Origin of the sequence: Pseudomonas sp. NBRC 111143 (assembly GCF_001320965.1) — a bacterium.
GTDB lineage: Bacteria > Pseudomonadota > Gammaproteobacteria > Pseudomonadales > Pseudomonadaceae > Aquipseudomonas > Aquipseudomonas machongensis.
In genome coordinates this window covers 66,848-89,226 of the sequence record NZ_BCBT01000022.1, presented here as the reverse complement: position 1 = coordinate 89,226, position 22,379 = coordinate 66,848, and the positions used below count along the sequence as shown (strand labels likewise).

Below are 22,379 nucleotides of genomic sequence, written 5' to 3'. Positions count from 1 at the left end.
AGGGGGATTGGGCTGGCCTTTAGATTTGAAAAAGACAGTTACTCCTACACCTCCTCGTACGGCAAGCCCACATAATTCTCGGCAATGTTCACCAGGCCGGCCTCGGACGACAGGAAGTACTCCCGGTCGGCCTCCTGCATCTTCTGGTCCCAGGCATCCTTGTGCTCGCCAAAATCATGCAGCAGCTGGGTCATGAACCAACTGAAACGCTCGCCCTTCCAGACCCGCCGCAGCGCCAGCGGTGAGTAGCGCTCCAGCAGGTCGGTGCGGCCTTCGCGGTAGACCTTGACCAGGATGCGATACAGGTAGTTGACATCCGAGGCTGCCAGGTTCAGGCCCTTGGCCCCGGTCGGTGGCACGATATGCGCCGCATCCCCCACCAGGAACAGGTGCCCGTACTGCATCGGCTCGACCACCAGGCTGCGCAGCGGCGCGATGCTCTTTTCCAGCGCGGGGCCGGTGACCAGGCGCGCGGCGACGTCCTCGGGCAGACGCGCCCTGAGTTCGTCCCAGAAACGCGCATCGGGCCAGTTCTCCACCCGCTCGTCCAGCGGCACCTGCAGGTAGTATCGGCTGCGGGTTGTGGAGCGCTGGCTGCACAACACGAAACCACGATCATGATGCGCATAGATCAGCTCGTGGTTGACCGGCGGGGTATCGGCCAGCAACCCCAGCCAACCAAACGGATAGACGCGCTCGTACTGCTTGAGCACGCCCTGTGGAATGCTCTGGCGCGAAACGCCATGAAAACCGTCGCAACCCGCGATGTAATCGCACTCGACGCGGTGCAACTGGCCGTCCTTCTCGTAGGTCACGTAAGGCCGCTCGTCCTTGAGCCCGTGCGGTTGCACATTGCTCGCGCCATACACGATCGGCGCCCCGCTCTGCTCGCGGGCCTGCATGAGGTCGCGGGTGACTTCGGTCTGGCCGTACACCATCACCGTCTTGCCGCCGGTCAGGGCCTTGAGGTCCAGGCGCTGGCGGCGTCCTGCCACCAACAGTTCGACACCCTCGTGCACCAGCCCCTCACGGTCCATGCGCGCCGATACCCCGGCCTCGCGCAGCAGGTCAACGGTGCCCTGCTCCAGCACACCGGCGCGGATACGGCCAAGCACGTACTCAGGGGTCTGGCGTTCGAGAATGAGCGTGTCGATGCCCGCCTTGTGCAGCAGTTGACCAAGCAGCAGGCCAGAAGGGCCGGCGCCAATGATTGCAACCTGGGTTTTCATTGTTGTTGTCTCGCCTTGTCGATGCCGTACTGGCGGCAGCCGGCATACGTTATTCGGGTTAGCCCCTGCATTTTTACTGGCGCAAAATGCTGAAAAGGTGTCATATCCGATGGAAAATCTGCACTTTTCAAAATTCCGTGCGATCAGCGCACAGGTGTCCCGATTATGAAATCCTCCCTTCCCGGCGTACCGCTGTTCCAGCTCTATGGCGAGAACCACGCCTGGCCCGGCACCGATCTGCTGCACTGCGAATCGATTCCCGCACGCAGCCGCCTGCACCACTGGGAAATCAAGCCGCACCAGCATGCCGAACTGTTCCAGTTGCTCTACGTGCAGCGCGGGCACGCGCTGGTGGAAATAGAAGGTCGACGCAGCGAGATCCACGAGGCGGCGATCCAGGTGGTGCCACCGCTGACGGTGCATGGCTTTCGCTTCAGCGCCGACATCCAGGGCCATGTACTGACCTTCGGTACGGCGCTGGTGGCCGACCTCGAGCAGCGCCTGGGAGCACCACTGGCGGTGCTGGCATCGGCGGCCTGCTACCCGCTGGGCCGCGACCGCACGCGCCTGCGCGGGCTGATCGACACCTTGCAGCAGGAATACCAGGGCAGCGCACCCGCGCGGGCGGCCATGCTGCAGGCGCTGGTGACCGCCCTGATGGTGTGGATCAGCCGCCGCCAGCAACTGGGCCAGGCGCCGCGCAACCGCGACGAGCGCGACCGCCACCTGCTCGGGCACTACCTGCGCCTGGTCGAAGCGCATTACCGCCAGCACCTGTCGGTCGATGAGTTTGCTGCACGCCTGGGCGTCACCAGCCTGCAGCTCAACCAGCTGTGCCGTGCGCTGAGCGGGCAGACCGCGTTGCAGGTGATCCACCAGCGCCTGCTGCTCGAAGCGCGGCGCAACCTGACCTACACGCGCATGAGCATCGGCCAGTTGTCCGACAGCCTGGGTTTCAGCGATCCCACCTACTTCGCACGCTTCTTCAAACGCCTCAGCGGCCAGACGCCCAATGCCTACCGACGCAGCGGCACTGCGCAATCACCTTGACGTATACGTCAACCTGCCTTTAGCTTACTCACATTCCACCCCCGAGCCCGAGCATGAGCAGCCAGACCTACAGCATCTCCGACCTGTCCCGCGAGCTGGACATCACCACCCGCGCCATCCGCTTCTACGAGGAGCAGGGTCTGCTGAGCCCCGAGCGCCGCGGCCTGGAGCGCATCTATTCGGCGCGTGACAAGGTGACCCTCAAGCTGATCCTGCGCGGCAAGCGCATCGGCTTCTCGCTGGCCGAATGTCGCGAGCTGATCGAGCTGTACGACCCCAGCGGCGGCAACCTCAAGCAGCTCACCAGCATGCTGGCCAAGATCGCCGAACGCCGTGCGCAACTGGAGCAGCAGATGCTCGATATCCAGCAGATGCACCTGGAGCTGGACACTGCCCAGGAGCGCTGCGAGCAGGCCCTGGCCGCCACCCTGAACAATAACCGCTGATTCGCCACAGGAACCCCGCCATGTCATTGCCCGCACACGTGCGCCTGGTCGAAGTCGGCCCGCGCGACGGCTTGCAGAACGAAGCCCAACCCATCAGCGTCGCCGACAAGGTGCGGCTGGTGGACGACCTCACCGACGCCGGGCTCTCCTACATCGAGGTGGGCAGTTTCGTCTCGCCCAAGTGGGTGCCGCAAATGGGTGGATCGGCCGAGGTGTTTGCCGGCATCCGCCAGCGTGCCGGGGTGACCTACGCGGCCCTGGCGCCGAACTTGCGCGGTTTCGAAGATGCACTGGCAGCCGGGGTCAAGGAGGTGGCGGTGTTCGCCGCGGCGTCCGAGGCATTCTCCCAGCGCAACATCAACTGCTCGATCAGCGAGAGCCTGCAGCGCTTCGAACCGATCATGGACGCCGCCCGCGAGCACGGTATCCGGGTGCGCGGCTATGTATCCTGCGTGCTCGGCTGCCCTTATGAAGGCAAGGTCAGCGCCGAGCAGGTCGCCCCGGTCGCCCGGGCCCTGCACGACATGGGCTGCTACGAAGTGTCGCTGGGCGACACCATCGGCACCGGCACCGCCGGCGATACCCGGCGCCTGTTCGAGGTGGTCTCGGCGCAGGTGCCGCGCGAGCAGCTTGCCGGCCACTTCCACGACACCTACGGCCAAGCCCTGGCCAATGTCTATGCCAGCCTGCTCGAAGGGATCAGCGTGTTCGACAGCTCGGTGGCCGGGCTCGGCGGCTGCCCCTACGCCAAGGGCGCCACTGGCAACATCGCCACCGAAGACGTGCTGTACCTGCTGCAAGGCCTGGGCATCGAGACCGGTATCGACCTGGACAAACTGGTCGCCGCCGGCCAGCGCATCAGCGACGTGCTGGGGCGTGCCAACGGCTCGCGGGTGGCACGGGCGCGCAACGCCCGCTGACGCTCGCCACGGGCGGCGAAGGCCGCCCTGCTTGCCTCGCTCATCGAACTGTGACAATCCCGACCATCAGGATTATGCTCTGCGGGTATGTCCTCCAGTCTCAATATGTGAGCGCCGAATATGAAAATCGATGACATGGACGCCTTCGTGGCCGTCATCCGTTGCCAGTCGACCAACCTTGCCGCCGAAGCGCTGCAACTGACCCAGCCGGCCATCACCCGGCGCGTGCAGAACTTCGAGGAAGACCTCGGCGCCACCTTGCTCGACCGCAACACCAAGCCACTCAAGCCCACGCCCATGGGCCTGCGTGTGTACGAGCAGTGCAAGGCCATCCTGCGTGAAATCGACGCCCTGCGCGAACTGGTGGCCAACGATGGCGCGCCGTCCGGCACCCTGCGCCTGGGCGTGCCGCAGACACTGGGCGACGTGGTGCTGCTCGAGGCCCTGGCGCAGATCCGCCAGGCCTACCCTGAGCTGCGCACCCAGGTCACCAGCGGCTGGGGCAGCAGCCTGATCGCGCGCATGGAAAACGGCGAGCTGGATGCCGCTGCGGCGCTCTTCCCACCGGGCAAGATCTTCCCCGAGGGCATCGCCAGCCATTCCATCACGCGTATGCCGTTGCGGGTGGTCGCGGCCAAGGGCAGCACCGGCAAGCGCAGCTACAAGTTGCGCGACTGCTATACCCGCGGCTGGGTGCTCAACCCCGATGGTTGCGGCTTTCGCGCCGGGCTGCAGCGCGCATTGAGCGAACAGGGGCTGTCACTGTCGATCAACCTCGAAACCTTCGGCACCGAGTTGCAACTGGGGCTGGTCGCCAACGGCCAGGGCCTGGGTCTGGTGCCCGAACCGCTGTTGCTTGCCAGTCGCCATCGAGACCTGCTGGATATCGTCAACGTCAGCGATTTCAAGCCGCAAGTCGACCTGTGGCTGTTCCATCCACGCTACCTGGGCAACCTCCAGGAGCCGGTGGAGCTGTTCGGCGCCGTGGCAGGCACCCGCCTGAACAGCGCAGCGAGCTGACCCGGCTAAATGATCACCTTGCATAAAAACAAAAAATATAATTCTTAAAACGAATAATTAGCATAGAACCAAAAAGACTTTTACAGCGTTGCGCCAGACGCCTACGGTCCTGTTCACACCGTACTGCTTGCACTGGAGCACCGCATGAGTCCACTGTCCGTCGTACCTCCCAGCCAGGAGGCCGTGCGCCTACGGGTCAGCGCCGAGGAATGGGAGGTGCGGGTCAAGCTCGCCGCCGCCTATCGCCTGGCGGCCCTGTTCCGCTGGACCGATCACATCTACACGCACTTCTCGGCACGGGTTCCCGGCCCGGACGAGCACTTCCTGATCAACGCCTTCGGCCTGCTGTTCGACGAAATCACCGCGTCGAACCTGGTCAAGGTGGATGTCGACGGCACGATCATCGACGACCCGCTGGGCCTGGGCATCAACCAGGCCGGCTACGTCATCCACAGCGCGATCCACCGCGCCCGCCCCGACCTCAAGGCCGTATTGCACACCCACACCCGCGATGGCGCGGCGGTGTCTGCCCAGCGTGACGGCCTGTTGCCGGTCTCCCAGCATGCGTTGGCCTATTACAGCCGCGTGGTGTATCACGACTACGAGGGCGTCGCGCTGGACCTGGATGAACAGCAGCGCCTGGTGGCCAACCTGGGGCAAAGCAACATCCTGATCCTGCGCAATCACGGCCTGCTCACCGGCGGCATCAGCGTCGAGCATGCCTTCCGTGAGCTGCACGGCCTGGAGCGCGCCTGCAACATCCAGATCGCCGCCCAGGCCGGTGGCAACGACCAGCTGCAGTACGCCTCCCCGGCGGCGATTGCCAAGGTGCATGAGCAGTCGAAGCGCTTTTCCGACGGGCTTGGCGAAGGGATCCAGCGGCACTGGGATGCGTTGATCCGGCAACTGGATCGCGAGGGGCGCGATTACCAAAACTGACCACAGCACCTCCTGCGGCAGCGGGCATGCCCGCTGCGCTTACCTCAGCCCTCGCGCCAACGCCACGCAGCGGCGCGCCAGCACATCGGTCGGGTCCACCAGTGCCACCTGTACCCCGTCGATGGGGAAGCCATCGGCCTGGGCCAGAATCAACGGCAATTCGGTACAACCCAGGATCAACACCCGCGCGCCCTGCCCGACCAGTTGCCCGGCGCCTGCCAGCAGGTCATCCCGACACTGCCCTTCGGTAAATCCCGCCTTGACGCCTTCCTCACCATAGATCGCACGCATCACCCGCGCCTGCGCCGCATCGTCCGGCACCAGCAACGACAGGCCGACGCGTTCGGCCGCCGCGTGATAGACCCCACTCTGCAACGTGCCCGAGGTCGCCAGCAGCCCCACCCGCACCTCACGACCATAGCGGTGCAGAATGAAATCGATGGTCTCGCTCAGCATGTTGACGATCGGCACCGCCAGATGCTCCTGGATCCGCTCGACATAGGCATGCGCGGTGTTGCACGGGATCGCGATGGCATCGGCGCCCTCCTCTTCCAGGCGGCGGCAGGTCGAGTACATCGCCACGGTCGGGTCGGCCTCCTGGCGCAGCAGGTTGGCGGTGCGATCGGGGATCTGCGGGTTTTGCTCGACCACCATCCTGATATGGTCCTGGTCACGCCCGGCCGGGGTGTTCTTCACTACCTTGCCCATGAAATCCACGGTCGCCGCCGGCCCCACGCCACCGACGATCCCCAGCTTGAACGGCGCAAGGCTGGGCAGCGAGTCGGTGGCGCTGGCGAAGTCGGCATACACCTGGTTGGCATCGACGCAGTGAATGCCACGGCGCATCAGCTCCGGCGCCAGCAACGACAGCTCGGTCATGCCCGGCAGCAACAGCGTCGCGCCCTGGCCCTCGAGCTCCAGGCAAACCTGATGCAGCAGCTCCAGCGCCACCCCATACAGATGTCCGGCCTTGATGCCTGCTGGCCCGTACACCGCCTCCATCAACGCCGCCTGCTGCACCGGCGAGGGATGGATCAGCTCGTAGTCGTCGGCAAGATGCCGCTCGAACAACCCCGAGGCGCGCACATAGTCCGAAGCCAGCACGCCCAGGCGCGCACCGGGCGGGGCGATGTGCGCCACATGGGCCTTGAGCGCCGCCATCAGGTCGACGATGGCGATCTGCAGCTCGGCGCGCAGTTCGTCGATGAAGGTATGGCTGGCGAAGCACGGCACCAGCACGGCGTCGGCACCGCTGTCGGCATAGCCCTGGCAGACCTGGAACACGTAGAGCTTGCGCGAGGTCATGCTCGCGCCCGCGCTGAGCGGCAACGCCAGGTCCTTGAACGGGTGCTGCTCGAACAGCAGGTGGTAGCGCCCCTGTTCGGCCAGCAGGGGCTGGCTCTTGAGCAGCTTGAGAAACAGATCGCCACCGGCCAGCGAGCCGAGGCCGCCGATGATGCCGAGGGTGCGCGCGTTGGCGGTCTTGCGTGGGCTTTTCATGGGACGTTCCGGATCAGGCGTGGGCGGCAGGTTTCAGCGCAGGTTCGACAGGCGTCGGGGCATCCTTATGGCGCCGTTCGAGGTCGGCGATCACCGCCGTGGCGATGCTGTTGCCCACCACGTTGGTCGCGGTACGGCCCATGTCGAGGAACTGGTCGATCGCCAGGATCAGCAACAGTCCGGCCTCGGGCAGGTGGAACATCGGCAGCGTGGCCGCGACCACCACCACCGAGGCCCGCGCCACCCCGGCCATGCCCTTGCTGGTGACCATCAGGGTCAGCAGGATCAGCACTTGCTGGGTGAAGCTCAGCTCGATGTTGTAGGCCTGGGCGATGAACATGATCGCGAAGGCCTGGTACATCATCGAGCCGTCGAGGTTGAACGAGTAGCCCAGCGGCAGGACGAAGCTCGACACGCGCTTGGGTGCACCGAATTTCTCCAGCGCATCGATGGTCTTGGGGTAGGCCGATTCACTGCTCGCAGTGGAGAACGCCAGCAGCACCGGCTCGCGGATCAGCTTGCCCAGGGTGAACACCGGGCGCCCGAGGAAGCCGTAGCCCACCGCGAACAGCGCCAGCCACAGCAGCAGGATGCCCAGGTAGAACTGGCCGATCAGCTTGCCGTAGTCGAACAACAGGCCAATGCCCTGGGTGGTGACGGCAGCGGCCAGCGCGGCGAAGACGCCGACCGGAGCGAACATCATCACGTAGTCGGTGATGCGGAACATCACCTTGGCCAGCTCGTCCACCAGCTCGCCGATGCGGGTGTTGCCACGTTGCTTGACGAACGCCAGCGCCAGCCCGAAGAACAGCGAGAACACCACGATCTGCAGGATCTCGTTGTTGGCCATGGCTTCGGCGATGCTGCGCGGGAACACATGGCTGATGAAGGTCTTGAGGCTGAAGTCCCCGGCGTTGACCGCCACCGCGCTCACTGCCTGGCCCGACTCCACGCTCAGGTTCAGGTGGGCGCCAGGCTGGAACAGGTTCACCAGCAGCATGCCCAGGGCCAGGGAGAACACCGAGGCGCTGACGAACCAGATCATCGAGCGCAGGCCGATGCGCCCCACCGAGCCGGAGTTGCCCAGGCTGCTGATCCCTGCGACCAGGGTGGCGAACACCAGAGGGGCGATGATCATCTTGATCATGCGCAGGAAGATGTCGGTGACCAGGCTGAAGTAGCCGGCAATCTGCTCGGCGGCGTCCGCGGAGCCTGCGTAGGTGTTGCACAGCCAGCCGACGACGATGCCGAGCAGGATCGCCACGGCGATGTAACGGGGTAGTTTCTTGTTATTCATCTCGACCTCTGTCTGTCGAATGCGGGAGGGACAGCAACAGGCTACGACGCACGGCCGGGGCAGTTGATGAGGATGCGCGATGGGTTCATGCGTAATTCGCATAGTTGTCGAATGGCGGTGAATTTAGGTCGAAGCGGGAATAAAATGCCAACATTGAACCGCGCCACATAACCTGTAGGAGCAACTGTCTTGTTCAAAATCTAAAGGCCAGCCCAATCCCTGTGGGAGCGGGCTTGTCCCGCGATCACCGGCGTAGCCGGTGCCATGCATCGCGGTGTTCCTTTCGCGGGCAAGCCCGCTCCCACAGGGTGCAACTGCAGAGTCTGCGCGCCATCCACAGGCCCACCACCATGCAAACCAAATGGATCGATGACCTGCTGGCCATCGCCGAGACCAAGAGCTTTTCCCGCGCGGCCGAGATCCGCTGCATCACCCAGTCTGCGCTGTCGCGACGCATTCGCTCGCTGGAGGAATGGGTCGGCGTCGAGCTGGTCGACCGCAGCACCTATCCGGTGCAACTGACCGCCGCCGGCAAGACCTTCTGCGACGAAGGCCGAGACGCGCTGTCGATCTTCCATGACCTGCGCTCGGCGCTGCGCCGTGGCGAGCGCATGCCCGGGCGCTCGATCCAGGTGGTGGCCGGGCACACCCTGTCGATGACCTTCCTGCCCACCTGGTTCGCCGGTTTCCAGCGGCGCTACGGCTACTTCAATGCGCGGGTGCTGGCCGCCAACGTGCAGGAAGCGGTCATCGCCCTGGCCGAAGGCAGCTGCGACCTGATGATCGGCTACAGCCACCCGCGTGCACCGATCATTCTCGACCGTGACAAGTTCGTCGGCCTGCGCCTGGGCAGCGATGCCTTCTTCCCGGTGTCGGCGCCCGACGCAGATGGGCGCCCGCTGTTCGCCCTGCCGGGGGCAGCGGGCAAGCCCATCCCCTACCTCGCCTACACCTCTACCTCGTTTCTCGGGCGGGTGGTGGATGTGCTGCTGCAGGGCAACGCGCAACCTCACCTCAAGCGCTTCTACGAAGCCGACATGGCCATGCACCTGATGCGCATGGCCCGCGAAGGCTATGGCATCGCCTGGCTGCCGGAGTCGGCGGTCGAGGAGGAACTGGCCAGCGGTCGGCTGGTACGCGCAGGCGGGGACGAGTGGAGCGCGGAACTGGAAATCTGGTCATTCCGCTCGATCGGCAACAGCAACCCGACCATGCTCGAGCTGTGGAAGTCGCTGGAACGCGACCTGCGCTGAAACGCTGCCGGGGCCTTTGCGGCCCCGGCTTCAGGTGTATCGACGGGCGATCAGAACTTCAACTGCCATTGCCCCATCACGGCGTGATTACGCGCATTGCTGCCCAACTCGCCGTTGTAGCCCAGGCCCACACTCTGCCGTGCGCTGAGCCCCAGCTCCAGCCCGGCCTCGACGACCAGGCTGTCACGGTCCAGCGCACTGCCCTGGACGCTGAACGCATCGCCGCCGGCCAGGAACGCCTGGCGCGTGCGGGTGTCGAGGTTGCCATAGGTGTGGCGCCAGCCCAGGCTGGCGCGGGGCGTCAGGCTCATGCCGTTGTCCAGTTGCCCCAGGTGTGCGATGCGCACGCCGAAGGTACTGGTGACGTTGTCCTGCGTGTCGGCATCCACCGCCAACGCAGCATCGCCGCCCTTCTCGCGGTAGCTGTCGCGGTGATAGCGCTGGTAGCCCAGGTTGGCGAAAGGCTCGGCACTCAGGCGCCCACTGCCCAGGGCATAGCCCAGCTCGGCGAAGGCCTGCTGGCTGTCGGCATCGTAGTTGCCCTTCAGCCGCTCATCGAAGCCATCGAAGGCCACGCTGCGCTTGCTGTCGCCGTCATGGCTGCTGTACGCCGCGCCCAGGCGCAGGGCCAGCGGGCCACTCTGGCGTTGGGCGTAGACGCCGGCATGCCAGCTGCGCACCTTGCCATCCAGGCCGCTGGCGTCCAGACGGGTGCGCGAGTAGCCACCCAGCAAGCCCAGGCGCCAGTCGCTGCCCACCGCCCAGTCCAGGCCCATCACCGCGCCGCCGGTGCGCTGTTCCAGGCTGCTGGCGCCGTGGCTGCCATCGACCTTGCCGTAGCTGCCCAGCGCCTGGCCCCACACTCGCCCCTGGGCGTTCGGGTCGTTGAGGTTGCACACGCCCTGGGGCAGGCCGGTGGCGGCGAGCACCGGGGTGTCCTGCTGATCCAGGCCCACCAGCAACCCGGCATTGCTGCCCATCGACTGCAAGGCGCCAAGCATGGTGCTGCCCACCTGGGCGCTGCCGGCCAGGGTGGCTGCCGCGAGGTTGGCGGTGTTGCTGCCCGACAGCTGTTCGATGGCATTGCCCGCGCTGGCGTTCGAGGTATTGAGCAGCGCACTGTACAGCGCACTGCCGCTGCCCAGGCTGGCCAGGCTGCGCGCCGCAGCGCCAGCGTTGGCGCTGCGGGCGAACTGGTCGAAGGCGACGTCGTTGCGGGTGTAGGTCAGGCCCACCGAGTGGCTGCTGTAGCTCAGTTTCGGGGTGAGGAAGGCGTAGTCACTGGTGACCTGGCCAAAGGTGCCGTTGATCGCACCGGCGTTGAGCACGGTGTACTGGCTCTGCCAGGGGTAGTGGCCAGGCGTCGGCTGGATGCGCAGGGTGGCACCGCCCAGATTGGCGGTACCGGTGACGGTGATCGGCGCGCTGCTGCCGTCGGCGTTGACGCCATAGACCAGGCTGGCGCCCGAATCGAACTTCAGGTCGCCCTTGACCGTGGCCACGCCCAGCCCGGTGTTGGTCAGCATCGTGCCCCTGACGTCGAGACCACCGACCACACCACCGCCCGCGTAGATCGCCCCCCGGTCTACCCGCAAACTGCCGAGCACGCTGCCCTGGTTGACCAGCGCCGCGCCCTGGGTGATCTCGCCACCCTGGCTGAAATCGTTGACGCTGCTCAGCGTCCAGGTGCCCCCGGAGACCAACAGCTTCTCGAAGTTGGCGCTGTTGCCGAACTGGCCACTGCCCTCGAGCTGCAGCGTATCGACGCCATCGCCCGCATCCACCAGGCCATTGAACACCCCACCGGTACGCACGATCAGGCGGTCGTCGCCGCCGCCCATGCTCAATGCCAGGCCGTTGCCGCCGCTGATGGTGCCGCTGTTGATCACGGTGTCATCGAAGTTGCCGACCAGCTTGATGCCGAAGCCACGCTCGCCACGAATGGTGCCGGCGTTGTCGATGGTGGTGGCGCCGACACCCGAACCTTCGGCACCGTCGTCCACCAAAATGCCGTTGTCGACGCTGCGGATCAGGCCGGTGCTGGTGTTGGTGACCGTACCGCCGCCCATGGCGATGCCTTCGCTGCCGTTGGGCCTCCCGCCGCTGTCCACGCCCTTGGCGCCCAGGCCCTGGATGGTGCCGGCGTTGTAAATGTGGCCGATCAAGTCGATATCGACGCCATCGCCATCGCCATTGATCTTGCCGTCGGCGATGGCACCGGTGATGGTGCCCCAGTTGTACACGGTGCCAGTACCGTCGGAGCCGAAGCCCGAGCCGTTGCGCCCGGTGACGCTGGCACCGGCATAGTTGTAGAGGGTGGCGTCGGTCTTGAGGTCGATGCCGTGACGATCGGCACTGATGCTGCCGTAGTTGTACACGGTGACGCCGGTCGAAGTGCCGATCTTGATGCCGTCGTATTTCTGGTCCAGGCCCTTGGCATCCTGGGGCGCGGTGTCGGTGTAGATACGCCCGTAGTTGGTGATGGTGGCGTTGGAGCCGGTCTTGATCGCGTCGTTGCCCACGGCGTGGATCACGCCGCTCGCCTCGTTCACCAGGGTGGTGCTGAAACCTGGGTTGTTGATGGCCTCCAGATCGATGGCCTGGCCATCGGTAATGGATTCGATGGTCCCGGCGTTGCTGATCTTGAGGCTGCCGCCCGCGCTGGGGTTGGTCTGGAAACGGATACCGTCGTTGGTACCTTGGATCAGCGCCCCGGCGCGGTTGGTGATGACGAAGAAGCTCTGGTCGGTGCCGCCATCCTTGGTGTCGATACCACGGGCCACAGTGGAGCGAATGATCCCGGCATTGTCGACGCTGACCGTGGTGCCACTGGTCTGCTTGGGCAGGATCACCCCGTCGTCGGCACCCGAGACGATGCTGCCGGTCGGCGTCACCTTGAGCGTGTCGCCCTTCTTGAGTTCCAGCGTGCTGGTACTGGCATTGCCAACCTGGTAATCGGTGGCGTTGGCGGCAAGGGCAGCACTGGCCAGGGCGACACACAGGGCCAGACGGTGCGGCGTGAAATGCATGTTGGGGCGACCATTGTGATTGTTGATGGCCGGCTAATATGGCTATCAGATATTACCGTTTGATTGACAACCTGCGCCGACCGCCTTCAACCAGCGCCCCACTTCGGCATAAATCCCCTCCACGGCCTCGACCATCCCCTGCATCCGCAGGAAATCGTGGGTCAGTGCCTCTTCCACCCGCCACTGCAGCGGCACGCCGGCCTTTTCCAGGGCGTGCGCCCAGGCAACACCTTCATCGAGCAACGGATCATGCCCGGCCAGGGCCATCCAGGTGGGCGCCAGCCCTTCGAGCGCCGCCAGGTGCAACGGCGACACCCGCCAATCGAGGCGCTGCGATGCGTCACGCACGTAGTGCCGGTAGAACCATTCCAGGGTTTCGCTCTCGAGCAGGTAACCCTCGGCGAATTTCCCATGGGACGGCCGCTGGCAGCTGATGTCGGTGACCGGATAAAACAGCAACTGCGCCAACGGACGCAACGCCGCCTTCTCCGGATGCTGCGCGGCCACGGCGGCGACGACGATGGCCAGGCTGGCCCCGGCGCTGTCGCCACTGACCACCACCCGGCGGGCATCCAGGCGCTGCGCCTCGCCGTGCTCCACCAGCCAGCGGGCACTGGCCAGGGCATCGTCCGCAGCCGCTGGGAAGGGTGCTTCCGGCGCCAGGCGGTAGGCTGGCGCGAGGACCGCAAAATCGCTGCACATCGCCAGGCGGCGACATACCGCATCGTGGGAGTCCAGGCTGCCGACCACATAGCCGCCACCGTGAAAATACAACAGCACCGGCTGCAGACCGTCCACCGGCGACTGCCGACGGTACAACCGTGCCGACAGCGGTTGGCCGTCACCATCCACCATCTGCAGGTGCTCGACCTGCAGGTCATCAGGCGGGCTCGGGTCGAGCACCTGGGAGCTGCGCTCGAATTCGGCACGGGCCTGCTCGACGCTCATCTGGTGCATGGGTTGGCTGGCACCGGTCAGTCGGCCCAGTTCGACCAGTTCGAGAAAACCGGCCAGGTCAGGATGCAGAGACATTGGGAAAATCCTCGGAAGACGCGATACGGGCGCCCGCCTGTGCGGCGGGCCCCCGAGGTTTCAATGACTGAACGTCGGGGCCAGGCTGTCGCGGATATCCGCCAGTACGCTGGGGTGCTGCAGCAATTCGAAGTGCCCTGCCGCCACCACCGCACTGGCCTGGCACTGCCCGAGTGCCGCTTCGAAACTGGCACGCTCGCGGCTGCCGACGCCTTCGCCCCACCAGCAGCGCGCTTCGGCCGCCACCGCAGGCAGGCTGTGCAAGGCCTCACCCAGGGCTTTCAGGCGCATGGCCACGACGAAGGTGTGGGCCAGGTCCTGTGCCTCGATTCGGGCATACACCTCGGAGGTGCTGCCCTGCTCGCGCAGTTGCCCGATCTGCACCGCCAACGCATCGGCGTCCAGTTGCGTCAGCGTTGCGGGGTCGAGCGCCGCTGCGGGCGCATCGCCCAGGGTGACCGCCACGAAACCGTGGAAGTCGTCACGCCAGTCGCCGCCAGCTGCGGCCAGCCCCGGCAGGTAACTGTCCACCAACCCCAGCAGGCTGACTTCGCGGCCGAGGCGGATCAGCTCGGCGGCCACCAGCACCGCCAACGGCCCACCCAGCGACCAGCCCAGCAGCCGCAGCGGCCCTTCGGGCTGCTTGCGCAGCACGACCTGGGCATAGTCGCCGGCCATTGCCGCCAACGAGCTGTCCTGCCACTCGCGGTCCAGCAGCATGCGGCATTGCAGGCCATAGACCGTGCACTGCCCATCCAGGTGGCGGGCCAGCGGCTCGTAGTCGAACACCGTGCCGAAGCCGGCATGCAGGCAGAACAGCGGCGAGCTGCCTTCGACGATACGGTTGAGCGCCAACAGCGGATCCGGCGCCTGCGGCTTGCGTTCGCTGCCGCACAGTTGGGCGATGGTCGGTTTGCTCATGATGTCGCGCAGCTTCAGGCTCAGGCCCAGCTCAGGTGCCGCGCGGACCTTGCCCAGCACCTTGAGCACGCGCAGCGAGTCGCCGCCCAGTTCGAAGAAGTTGTCGGTGATCCCGACCTGGTCGAGTTCCAGCACCTCCTGCCAGATACGCACCAGCGCCTGTTCCTGCGGCGTACTGGCCGGCACGTGCTCACGCGCCTTGAACTGCGGGTCAGGCAGGGCCTTGCGGTCGAGCTTGCCATTGGCGCTCAGCGGCAGCGCCGCCAGCAGGATAATCTGCGCCGGGACCATGTAGTCCGGCAACTCATCGGCCAGGTGCGCACGCAGGCTTTCGGCCAGGTTGTCACCCGCCTCGGCCACCACGTAGGCGACCAGTTGCTTGCTGCCATTGACCTCCCGCGCGACCACCACGGCATCGCGCACCTCGGCCCGCCCACGCAGGCGCGCCTCGATCTCGCCCAGTTCGATACGGAAACCGCGGACCTTGACCTGGTTGTCGAGGCGGCCGAGATAGTCGAACACGCCATCGGCGCGACGGCGCACCAGGTCGCCAGTGCGGTACAGACGCCCGCCCGCCTGCGCGAACGGGTCACAGACGAAACGCTCGGCCGTCACATCCGGACGTTGATGGTAGCCGCGCGCCAGGCCCTCACCGCCGATGTAGAGCTCACCGGCAACCCCGTCCGGCACCGGATTGAGTGCAGCGTCCAGCACATACAAGGTACGCTCGCCGACGCGGGTGCCGATCGGTGCGTACACCGCCTCGCACGGTTGGTTGGCGGCAACGCGCCAGAGCAGCGGCGTGACCACGGTTTCGGTCGGGCCGTAGCCATTGGTCAGCGCCTGCGGGCGCAGGTTGCGGCGCACCAGGTCGTAGTTGGCCTGGGCCACCGCATCGCCACCGAAGCAGTAGATGCGCACTGCCGGCGGCTCGCGGCCTTCGGCGTACTCGGCCAGTTGTTGCAGGTAGGCCGGCGGGAAGCAGGCGATGTCGATGCGCTCGGCATGCAACGCTTGCCAGGTCTGTTCGGGCGTCCACAGTTCGCCCGGACGGATCACCAGGCAACCGCCATTGCTCAGGGTCGACAGCCAGCGCTCCTGGGCGCCATCGAAGGCGAACGACATGAACAGCAGCTCGCGGGTGCGCGCGTCCATTTCGTAGCGCTCGGCGATCGCCGCGCAATGCATGGCCAGTGGGCCGTGGGTGACCGCCACGCCCTTGGGCTTGCCGGTCGAACCCGAGGTGTAGATCAGGTAGGCCAGGTTGTCGGGCGACACCGTCGCGGCGCCACGGGTGATGCCCGCAAAATCCAGGTCAAGGCTGTCGAGGGGCAGCCAGTTCACCCCCTCGCGTTGCGGCAGGCGCGCCTGCACGCTGTGCTCGGTGAGGATCAAGGCAGCGTTGCTGTCCTGGAGGATCCAGTCCAGGCGCTCGCGGGGGTAGTCGATGTCCAGCGGCACATAGGCGCCACCGGCCTTCATCACGGCGTAGAACGCCACCACCATGTCCACCGAGCGCTGCAGGGCCACGCCCACCCGCACTTCCGGGCCGACACCCTGCGCCACCAGCAGCTCGGCCAGGCGGCTGGCCCGCTGTTCGAGTTGGGCGTAGGTCAACTGGCGACCGGCACACACCAGCGCAACCTGCGTCGGGCGCTCGCGGCTGTGGCGGGCGATCTGCTCGCCCAACAGCGCCGTCGGCGCCTGCCCGCCCAGGCGGTTGGCTTCGACCAACTGCCGCTGCCCGGCCTGATCGAGCAGGCCGAGATTGCCAAGCCGAGCCTGCGGCTGGTCGAGCATCGCCTGCAGCAAGGTCTCGAAGCTGGCGAGGATCTGCTCAACGCTGGCCGGCGTGAAACGCCCGACCAGATAGAGGAACTCGATCTTCAGGGTCGCGCCCAGGTGCACCGCGAGGTCCATGGCGTAGTTGGTCACGTCTCGCGTGCTCACCTGGCCGAACTGCAACTGCTGGTCCTGGGCCTGGGCCAGGCGCTCGTCCACCGGATAGTTCTCGAACACGATGATGCTGTCGAACAGGCCACCGGCGCCCTGCCCGGCCCAGCGCTGGATATCGGCCAGCGCCGTGTGCTCATGGTCGCGCACCTCCAGGTTCCAGGCCTGCAGGGCCTGCAGCCATTGGTCCAGCGGCTGCAGGTCGGACAGGGTCTGGACGATCGGCAAGGTGTTGATGAACAGGCCAAGCATTTCACCCGAACCTGCCAACTCCGCCGGGCGCCCGGCCACCGTGGCGCCGAAGCACACGGTCTGCTGCCCGGTATGGCGCTGCAACAGCAACAGCCAGGCCGCCTGCACCAGCGTGTTGGGGGTCACCCGCAATTGCTGGGCGACCTCGCGCAGGCGTTGGGTGCGTGCGGCATCCCAGTCCAGGTACAGCGCCGCATGGCCTTCAGCCTGCGCATCGGCCGGCAACGGCAGGCTGCTGCTGAGGCTGGTCGGCCCCTCCAGGCCTGCCAGGCGCTCGCGCCAGAAGGCTTCCTGCCGCGCCGCCGGCTGCGCGCGCAACCAACCGATATAGTCGCGGAAATGCCCGCGCTTGGTGGGCAGCGGATGCCCGGCATAGCACTCGAAGACCTCGCCCATCAGGCGCGAATTGGACCAGCCGTCCATGAGGATATGGTGGCTGGTCCAGATCAGTTGCGTGGTGTCGTCATCCAGGCGCACCACGCTCAGGCGCGCCAGCGGCGCCTCGAGCAGCTCGAAGCCGCGCGCACAATCCTCATCGGCCAGCGCCTGCAAGGCGCCTGGCTCGACGGTGCGTTCGCGCCAGTCCAGGCAGCGCGCCGGCAGGCTGCCCTGGCGGTAGACCACCTGCAGCGGCTCGGCCAGGTGGCTGGCGGTCCAGAAGCCGGTACGCAGGATCTCGTGGCGCGCCACCACCTGCGCCCAGGCGGCGATGAACGCCCCGGCGTCGAGGCCCTTGACCTCGATGCTGGTCTGGTTGATGTACAGGTTGGCCGCCGATTCCTGGGTGTGGAACAGCATGCCCAGCTGGGTCGGCGATAGCGGGTAGATGTCCTCGACCTGCTCCAGCAGGCCGGGGAAGCGCTCGAGCTGGGCCTGATCGAGCCCGCACAGCGGGAAATCCGAAGGCGTCGCGCCGCGCACCGGCAGTTCCACGCAGTGACGCACCAACGCGCCGAGCTGCTCGATGTAACGCTCGGCCAGGGCCTGAATCTCGTCGGGGGCGAACTGCGCACGGCTGAAGATCCAGTTCAGGCTCAGCTCGCCGCCATACAGCTGGCCATTGACCGTCAGCCAGTTGCCCAGCGGTGCATCCTCGCCCTGCTCCGCCCCGGCAGACTCGTTTGCCGGGGTGAACAGCGCACCATCGTCCACGGCGAAACTGCCGTCGAACTGGCCCAGGTAGTTGAAGGTCACCCGCGGCTGCGGCAACGCCGCGAGCAGCGCACGCACCTGCGGCTCGCCGTAGTAACGCAGCGCCCCGAAACCGACGCCGCGATGCGGAATGGCGCGCAGTTGCTCCTTGACCTGCTTGATCGAGGCCCCCAGCTCGGCGGCCGGCGTCAGGCACACGCTGAACATCGAACTGAACCAACCGACCGTACGGGTCAGGTCGATGTCGTCAAACAAGGCTTCGCGCCCGTGCCCTTCCAGTTGCACCAGGGCGTGCTCGTCACCGGTCCAGGCCACCAGGGTGCGCGCCAGGGCCGTCATCAACAGGTCGTTGATCTGGGTGCGATAGGCCGCAGGCGCCTGCTGCAGCAATTGTCGGGTCAGGGCCGCGTCCAGGCGCACTTGCACCGTGGCGGCGTCGCGATTGAGCAAAGGTTGCGTCGGCGCGGCTACAGGCCAGTGCACCTGCACCTCGCGCAGACGCTCCCAGTACGCAAGCTCCGCCTGGCCCTGCTCGCTGTGCGCATAGCTTTCCAGGCGCTCGGCCCAGGCCTTGACCGAACTGGTGCGTGGCCCAAGGTCCGGCGCCTGGCCAAGCAGGCTCTGCTGGTAGGCGCTTTGCAGGTCGTCGAACAACACCCGCCACGACACGCCATCGACCACCAGGTGGTGGATCACCAGCAACAGGCGCTGGCTGTCGTCGCCAAGGGTGACCAGCACGGCGCGGACCAGCGGGCCGTCGGCCAGGTCGAGGCTACGCTGCACCCGCTCACCCAGGGCTTGCAGGGCGTCGGGCTGTACCCCCTCGACCCGCTCCAGCAACGTACCGACCGTGGTCACCTCACGGAACTGTGCCTGCCAATTTCCGTCCACCTCGGTGAAGCCCAGGCGCAGCGCGTCATGCTGCACCAGCAGCGCCTGCAAGGCGCGCTCCAGGGCATCGGCGTCCAGCGCCCGGGTTGGTTGCAGCAACACCGATTGGTTCCAGTGCGCGCGCTGCGCCAGCGGCAAGGCGAAGAACGCCTGCTGGATCGGCAGCAGCCCCGCCCGGCCGGTCACCGGCCCCTGCTCGGCCTCATGACCCCCGGCCTCGATGCGCACCGCACCGGCCAGGCCCTGGATGGTCTGGTGGCGGAACAGGTCCTTGGGCGTGAAGCGGATACCGGCCTGCCGCGCGCGGCTGACCACCTGGATGGAGATGATCGAGTCGCCACCCAGCTCGAAAAAGTTGTCGTTGACCCCGACCTGCTCCAACTTGAGCACGTCCTGCCAGATCCCGGCGAGGGTCTTTTCCACGGCGCTCTGCGCCGCGACATAGGCCTGTTTCGACTGGCCGACCGCAGGGTGCGGCAGCGCACGACGCTCCAGCTTGCCGTTGGGGCTCAGCGGCAATTGATCGAGCAGCAGCAGGTGCACCGGCACCATGTAGTCCGGCAGCACCGCGCCCAGGCGTTCGCGCAGAGTGGCGCGCAAGGCTTCGGCCGCCGCGTCGTCCGCCACTGGCGTGCTGGGCACCAGATAACCCGCCAGTTGCAGGCCCCCGGCACCCGGCACCGCCAGCACCACGGCTTCGCGCACTTCGTCCTGCTCCATCAGCCGTGCTTCGATCTCGCCCAGCTCGATGCGCAGGCCGCGAATCTTCACCTGATGGTCGATACGCCCCATGTACTCGATCACCCCGTCGGCGCGGTAGCGCGCCAGGTCGCCGGTGCGGTACAGCCGCTCGCCGTCACCGAAGGGGCTGGCGACGAAGCGTTCGGCGGTCAGCCCCGGACGACGGTGATACCCCCGCGCCAGGCCGGTGCCGCCCAGGTACAGCTCGCCTACCACGCCCACTGCCACCGGGCCTAGGCCAGCGTCCAGCACATAGGTCTGCAGGTTGGCGATGGGCTCGCCGATCGGCACGCTGTCGCGGCCCTCTTCGCGGCAGGTCCAATGGGTCACGTCGATGGCCGCTTCGGTCGGGCCATACAGGTTGTACAGCCCGGCATTTGGCAGTTTGTCGAACACCTGGCGCTGGGCATCCACCGGCAGCGCCTCGCCGCTGCAAACGATACGGGTCAGGCTGTCGCAGCCCGTCACCGCAGGGTCGGCAACGAAGGCCTGCAGCATCGACGGCACGAAGTGCAGCGTGGTGATGCGTTCACGGCGAATCAGCTCGATCAGTTGCGCCGGGTCGCGGTGCAGCCCCGGCGCGGCGACTACCAGGCAAGCGCCGGTCATCAGCGGCCAGAAGAACTCCCACACCGACACGTCGAAGCTGAACGGGGTTTTCTGCACCACCCGGTCCCCAGCAGTCAGGCCATAGGCCTGTTGCATCCAGCACAAACGGTTGGTCAAAGCGCGGTGGCGGTTGCCCGCACCCTTGGGCTTGCCGGTGGAGCCGGAGGTGTAGATCACGTAGGCGAGGTTCTCGCCAGTGACCTCGATCACCGGCGCGTGCTCGGCATAACCGCTCAGCGGCTGGTCGAGCAACAGGCACTCCAGGCCCTGCGGCAGCGGCAACTGCTCGCGCAGGTGCGATTGGGTCAGCAGCAGTTCGATGCCGCTGTCCTCGATCATGTAGGCCAAACGCTCGCGCGGGTATTCCGGGTCCAGCGGCACATAGGCGCCACCGGCCTTGATCACCGCCAGCAGGGCCACGACCATTTCCACGCTGCGCTCGGCCGCCACACCCACCAGCACATCCGGGCCCACGCCCGCCGTTTGCAGGCGGTGCGCCCACTGGTTGGCCAGGGCATCGAGCTGGCGGTAGCTGAGCTGACGCTCGCCGAACACCAGCGCCGTGGCCTCCGGCGTGGCCTCGACCTGACGCTGGATCAGCGCCTGGACGCTGTGCTCCAGCGGGTACTCGACTGCGGTGGCGTTCCAGCGCGCCAGGGTGTCGCGCACTTCGTCGGCAGCGATCAGCGGCAGGTCGTCCAGCGTGCAGTCGAGGTTGGCGACCATCGCCTGCAGCAGGTTCTGCCAGTGCCGGGCCAGGCGCTGCGCGGTCGCCGGCTCGAACAGGTCCAGGGCGTAGGTGAACTGCGCATCCAGCGCATCGCCCTGCTCCAGAATGTTCAGGGTCAGGTCGAACTGGGCGGTATGGCCCTCGCTCTTGAGGTTTTCGATACGCAGGCCGGACGCCTGGGCGCCGTCACCGCCAGCGCCCAGCGCCGCGCCACCCTGGTGATTGAACATCACCTGGAACAGCGGGCTGTGGCTGAGGGTGCGTTGCGGGCGCAGTGCTTCGACCAGCTGCTCGAACGGCAAGTCCTGGTGCGCCTGCGCGCCCAGGGCATCGGCCTTGACCTGCTGGAGAAACGCCCGCACGGTCGTCTGCCCCGAGATCTCGACGCGCTGCACCAGGGTGTTGACGAAGAAGCCGACCAGTCGCTCGGTCTCCATGCGATTACGGTTGGCCACCGGCACGCCGATGCGCAGGTCGCGCTGGCCACTGTAGCGGTACAGCAAGACCTGATACGACGCCAGCAACAGCATGAACAGGGTGACGCCCTGCGCCTGCGCCACACTGCGCAGTTCACGGCACAGCTGCGCCTCGAGCTTCACCTCCAAGCTTGCGCCGCGCAGGCTCTGCTCCGCCGGGCGCGGATGGTCGAACGGCAGCTCGAGCACCGGATGCTCGCTGCCCAGGCGTTCGGTCCAGTAGGCCAACTGACGCTCCTGCTCACCGGCCTCCATCCACTGGCGCTGCCACAAGGCGTAATCGGCGTACTGCACCGGCAGCGCCGGCAGTTGCACGGTCCGCCCTTCGCACGCGGCGGCGTACAGCTGGACCAGCTCGTCGATCATCACCTGCATCGACCAGCCATCGGTGACGATGTGGTGCTGGGTGAGCACCAGCACATGCTCCTGCTCGCCGAGCCGCAACAGCTTGACCCGCAACAGCGGGCCGGCCTGCAGGTCGAAGCGGCGCTGAATCTCCTCCTCGACACACGCCTGCAACTGCGCCTGGCGTCGTTGCGGCGCATCGTCGAGGGCCAGGGTCTGCTGCTCGATCCCGGCCCAGTTCGGCGCATCGATCACCTGCAGCACCTGCTCGTCATCCTGGACGAAGCGGGTGCGCAAGGTTTCATGACGGGCCACCAGCGCGGCAAAGCTGGCATCGAGCGCAGCGATGTCGAGCGCGCCCTGCAACTTCAGGGCGGCACTGATGTGATAAGCACTGCTCTCGGGGCTCATCTGCCAGAGGAACCACTGCCGCTCCTGGGCATAGGACAACAGTTGCGGTTCCTCGGGCTGACGCTTGAACACCGGCGCGACGCTGAACAGATTGATGTTCTTGTGCTTGAGCATCACCGCCAAGGCCTTGCGTTCCTTCGGCGACAGCTCGCCCACCCTTTCAATCAACGCTTTCACACCGGT

The 22,379-nt window shown here is 66.4% G+C and carries 12 protein-coding genes; 6 read left to right on the top strand and 6 right to left on the bottom strand.

Translation table 11 applies throughout. The features are described from left to right. Window positions 1–44: 44 nt before the first annotated feature. Window positions 45–1,229, bottom strand: coding sequence for a 4-hydroxybenzoate 3-monooxygenase (gene pobA, locus APH44_RS14255; protein WP_054893251.1), 1,185 nt, complete (start codon window positions 1,227–1,229; stop codon window positions 45–47). Between the two features lie 165 nt (window positions 1,230–1,394). Between pobA and APH44_RS14250 the strand changes: the two genes are divergently transcribed. The 5 genes from APH44_RS14250 (at window position 1,395) to APH44_RS14230 (ending at window position 5,604) form a co-directional block, all read left to right on the top strand. Continuing rightward, a complete protein-coding gene (locus APH44_RS14250; RefSeq protein ID WP_054893250.1) occupies window positions 1,395–2,279 on the top strand; it encodes a helix-turn-helix domain-containing protein in 885 nt (294 codons plus the stop codon). Between the two features lie 53 nt (window positions 2,280–2,332). Beyond that, window positions 2,333–2,725 carry a MerR family DNA-binding transcriptional regulator gene (locus APH44_RS14245; protein WP_054893249.1) on the top strand — a complete coding sequence of 131 codons (393 nt, stop codon included), beginning with the start codon at window positions 2,333–2,335 and terminating at the stop codon, window positions 2,723–2,725. Window positions 2,726–2,745: 20 nt separating this feature from the next. Further along, the gene (locus tag APH44_RS14240) at window positions 2,746–3,645 is read left to right on the top strand and encodes a hydroxymethylglutaryl-CoA lyase (RefSeq protein WP_054893248.1); all 900 of its coding nucleotides are present in this window, start codon (window positions 2,746–2,748) and stop codon (window positions 3,643–3,645) included. A gap of 120 nt (window positions 3,646–3,765) precedes the next feature. Further along, entirely contained in the window at window positions 3,766–4,665 is a 900-nt protein-coding gene (locus APH44_RS14235; RefSeq protein ID WP_054893247.1) for a LysR family transcriptional regulator, read from the top strand. Between the two features lie 144 nt (window positions 4,666–4,809). Next, window positions 4,810–5,604 carry a class II aldolase/adducin family protein gene (locus APH44_RS14230; RefSeq protein ID WP_054893246.1) on the top strand — a complete coding sequence of 265 codons (795 nt, stop codon included), beginning with the start codon at window positions 4,810–4,812 and terminating at the stop codon, window positions 5,602–5,604. A 39-nt stretch (window positions 5,605–5,643) separates the two neighbouring features. Here the strand turns inward: APH44_RS14230 and APH44_RS14225 are convergent, their stop codons facing one another. Together APH44_RS14225 and APH44_RS14220 are read right to left on the bottom strand one after the other, a co-directional pair. Then, window positions 5,644–7,104 (bottom strand): aspartate/glutamate racemase family protein, encoded by a 1,461-nt coding sequence (locus APH44_RS14225; RefSeq protein WP_054893245.1) that lies wholly within the window; start codon window positions 7,102–7,104, stop codon window positions 5,644–5,646. A gap of 13 nt (window positions 7,105–7,117) precedes the next feature. Then, window positions 7,118–8,401, bottom strand: coding sequence for a dicarboxylate/amino acid:cation symporter (locus APH44_RS14220; protein ID WP_054893244.1), 1,284 nt, complete (start codon window positions 8,399–8,401; stop codon window positions 7,118–7,120). Window positions 8,402–8,751: 350 nt separating this feature from the next. Between APH44_RS14220 and APH44_RS14215 the strand changes: the two genes are divergently transcribed. After that, window positions 8,752–9,654, top strand: a complete 903-nt coding sequence (locus APH44_RS14215) for a LysR substrate-binding domain-containing protein (protein WP_054893243.1) — start codon at window positions 8,752–8,754, stop codon at window positions 9,652–9,654. A gap of 50 nt (window positions 9,655–9,704) precedes the next feature. On the opposite strand, the gene APH44_RS14210 is transcribed toward APH44_RS14215, so the two are convergent. The 3 genes from APH44_RS14210 to APH44_RS14200 are packed head-to-tail and all read right to left on the bottom strand — an operon-like array spanning window position 9,705 to window position 22,373. Next, window positions 9,705–12,683 carry an autotransporter domain-containing protein gene (locus APH44_RS14210; RefSeq protein ID WP_054893242.1) on the bottom strand — a complete coding sequence of 993 codons (2,979 nt, stop codon included), beginning with the start codon at window positions 12,681–12,683 and terminating at the stop codon, window positions 9,705–9,707. A 45-nt stretch (window positions 12,684–12,728) separates the two neighbouring features. Beyond that, window positions 12,729–13,715 (bottom strand): alpha/beta hydrolase, encoded by a 987-nt coding sequence (locus APH44_RS14205; RefSeq protein WP_054893241.1) that lies wholly within the window; start codon window positions 13,713–13,715, stop codon window positions 12,729–12,731. Between the two features lie 60 nt (window positions 13,716–13,775). After that, the gene (locus APH44_RS14200) at window positions 13,776–22,373 is read right to left on the bottom strand and encodes a non-ribosomal peptide synthetase (RefSeq protein WP_054893240.1); all 8,598 of its coding nucleotides are present in this window, start codon (window positions 22,371–22,373) and stop codon (window positions 13,776–13,778) included. Window positions 22,374–22,379: the final 6 nt, after the last annotated feature.

Coding starts and splice junctions, on each gene's coding strand:
- pobA (WP_054893251.1), bottom strand. CDS start 1,229: ATGAAAACCCAGGTTGCAATCATTGGCGCCGGCCCTTCTGGCCTGCTG.
- APH44_RS14250 (WP_054893250.1), top strand. CDS start 1,395: ATGAAATCCTCCCTTCCCGGCGTACCGCTGTTCCAGCTCTATGGCGAG.
- APH44_RS14245 (WP_054893249.1), top strand. CDS start 2,333: ATGAGCAGCCAGACCTACAGCATCTCCGACCTGTCCCGCGAGCTGGAC.
- APH44_RS14240 (WP_054893248.1), top strand. CDS start 2,746: ATGTCATTGCCCGCACACGTGCGCCTGGTCGAAGTCGGCCCGCGCGAC.
- APH44_RS14235 (WP_054893247.1), top strand. CDS start 3,766: ATGAAAATCGATGACATGGACGCCTTCGTGGCCGTCATCCGTTGCCAG.
- APH44_RS14230 (WP_054893246.1), top strand. CDS start 4,810: ATGAGTCCACTGTCCGTCGTACCTCCCAGCCAGGAGGCCGTGCGCCTA.
- APH44_RS14225 (WP_054893245.1), bottom strand. CDS start 7,104: ATGAAAAGCCCACGCAAGACCGCCAACGCGCGCACCCTCGGCATCATC.
- APH44_RS14220 (WP_054893244.1), bottom strand. CDS start 8,401: ATGAATAACAAGAAACTACCCCGTTACATCGCCGTGGCGATCCTGCTC.
- APH44_RS14215 (WP_054893243.1), top strand. CDS start 8,752: ATGCAAACCAAATGGATCGATGACCTGCTGGCCATCGCCGAGACCAAG.
- APH44_RS14210 (WP_054893242.1), bottom strand. CDS start 12,683: ATGCATTTCACGCCGCACCGTCTGGCCCTGTGTGTCGCCCTGGCCAGT.
- APH44_RS14205 (WP_054893241.1), bottom strand. CDS start 13,715: ATGTCTCTGCATCCTGACCTGGCCGGTTTTCTCGAACTGGTCGAACTG.